This window comes from Paenibacillus sp. ACRRX, assembly GCF_022346885.1.
Taxonomy (GTDB): Bacteria; Bacillota; Bacilli; order Paenibacillales; family Paenibacillaceae; genus Paenibacillus_B.
Genome location: NZ_JAKRNK010000020.1, coordinates 1 through 2,254 on the forward strand (window position 1 = coordinate 1; position 2,254 = coordinate 2,254).

Consider the following 2,254-nt stretch of genomic DNA (forward strand, 5'->3'; position numbering starts at 1 on the left):
TATTACAATGAGGACAAACGGATCGTAGCTGAGGCTGTGATCGAAGCAGATGGCAAGCCGCGTATCCTCTATGTGTACATTTACGATACCAATGGAGCGATTATTGGTCGGCAGGACGCTGTAAGCGGCAAGGCGCAGTATTACCAGCTCAATGGTCACGGGGACGTTGTTGCGCTTACGGATGAGCAAGGCACCAAGCTAAATGAATATCGCTATGATATTTGGGGTCTGCCGCTGGAAAGTAAAGAAACAGTACCAAACATTTTCGGATATGCGGGAGAGTATTGGGACTCGGTATCAGATCTGCAATACCTGAGAGCACGCTGGTATGACCCAAGCATGGGCCGTTTTATCAGCGAGGATAAGAATCAGGGCAAGATCGAAGAGCCAGATACGCTGAATCGGTATACGTATGTGGAGAACAACCCATTAAATGGTGTGGACCCTGAAGGTGAGAACAAAATAAATTGTAGTTTTAAATGTTTCTCAGCAGGGACTCAGATTCAAACGGACGAGGGCTTAAAGGCCATTGAGGATATCCAAGTAGGCGACAAGGTACTGGCAAAAAGTGAGGAAACAGGTGAGACGGCATATAGAGCCGTGGAAGAGACTTTTAATCGTACAGCCGATGAAGTATATGTCATCGAAGTGAAGCAAGAGAAGATTACGACGACAGAAGAGCATCCGTTCTGGATTGTAGGCAAAGGATGGGTGGAAGCCGGTGACTTAGTTGTCGAGGATGTATTAGTAGACAGGGACGGCAAAGAATACCCGATTGAATCCATTACGGTGCATCAAGAACCAACAAAGGTATATAATTTCAGAGTGCAGGGGTACCACAATTACTTTGTAACGGACTTGCGGATCTGGACGCACAATTGCGGCGGAGGGGGATTCGGCAGGGCAGGAGCGGGACCGTCCAGCTCTTATTCATCGTATAGTAATGGCGGAGGGATTAGTAGCTATCCAATCAAAGTAAGTACTCCAACAGTGAAAACAACGATAAAATGGAAGAATGGACAGCCTGATCTTATCGGTTTTTATAAGGGGAAGGGGAGCCCTAGGACTTTTGTTGATGATATGGACGCTTCAAAAGCGGCTCGATATCAAAGGTACTGGGAGCAGGATATAAATCCAAACTATAAGGGAGCACCAAACACAAGAGAGAGAACGCATACTGCGCCCGGTACGCGGAGCATCATAGATCAAAAATTAAGTAATACTGGCGAGTTGTACAAGAGAGAAACAATTTATGACCAATTTGGCAGAAGGATTGGAAATAACGATTATACAAACCATGGGAAACCACATCATCATGAAAACCCACACTATCATCCAAACCCATGGAAGAATCCCACACAACACGGTCCTAACACTCCAGGTCTTCATCCTGATACTCCGAGGTGGAGGTGGTAGAATGGTACCAATTGCTCACTATCTTTTTGCGATATCCTTTAGTGGTTATTACAAAAAAAAGGACTGGCAAAACTGGGCAGACCAACGTATTTTAAAACAAACATCAGTAGAAAATTGGTTGATTAACATTTCGTTAGCCAATAGTATTGATATGTTGAGTAATGCTCTTGGTGATTTATTGATTTCAGAGAGGTTCAAGGTGAAGGATCGAGTTTCTTCTAGTGATGCAATAATTGGGTATTATTATATAATGTATCTAGACGGGAAATTTTCTCTTCAAGATTTATTATTAAATTCTGGAGATGAAGTAGATGGTGGTGAAGGTGCATCTGTTGAATGTGAAGAGTTTTATGCAATTAGCAATGCCTTAGAACAGGATAAACTCCTAATTGGGGACACTAACTTTCAAAGGAAAATATCTGCATTATACGAACCATTTAGAAAAATTGCTCAACTACAAAAGGAAGAATTAGAAAGATATTGACACCCTACTAACCTTGATTGGCTCCATGCCATTCAAGGTTTTTTCTCTGGTGGTGTGCCACCGAGTAAATCCATCATTCTATCAAAAGAGATTTGACTGATACACAACGTGGAATAAAATGGTATAATGGACAGCCTAGTGTAGTCCAAAACTTTCTGAGCTTCAAACGAAACTAGACCAAATTTTTGAAAAACCCCTTTTACAACAATCTAGAGGAATTGACCCGAACATTAATCTGAACAAGAAAACAGGCTATGTGGTGAAGCAACCGGGAAGCAGCGTGAACCTGACGGTAAGTGGTCTGTACAACAATCGGAACCAGATTACGGACTTGAATATTAGCGGCGCGAAGAT

General features: G+C 42.7%; 2 protein-coding genes. Both read left to right on the forward strand.

Annotation, left to right across the window (positions count from 1 at the left end):
• Positions 1–1,416 (forward strand): polymorphic toxin-type HINT domain-containing protein (locus MH117_RS26330; protein ID WP_239334093.1); only part of this gene is annotated, 1,416 nt, incomplete at its 5' end.
• Position 1,417: 1 nt separating this feature from the next.
• Entirely contained in the window at positions 1,418–1,900 is a 483-nt protein-coding gene (locus MH117_RS26335; protein WP_239334095.1) for a hypothetical protein, read from the forward strand.
• Positions 1,901–2,254 lie beyond the last annotated feature (354 nt).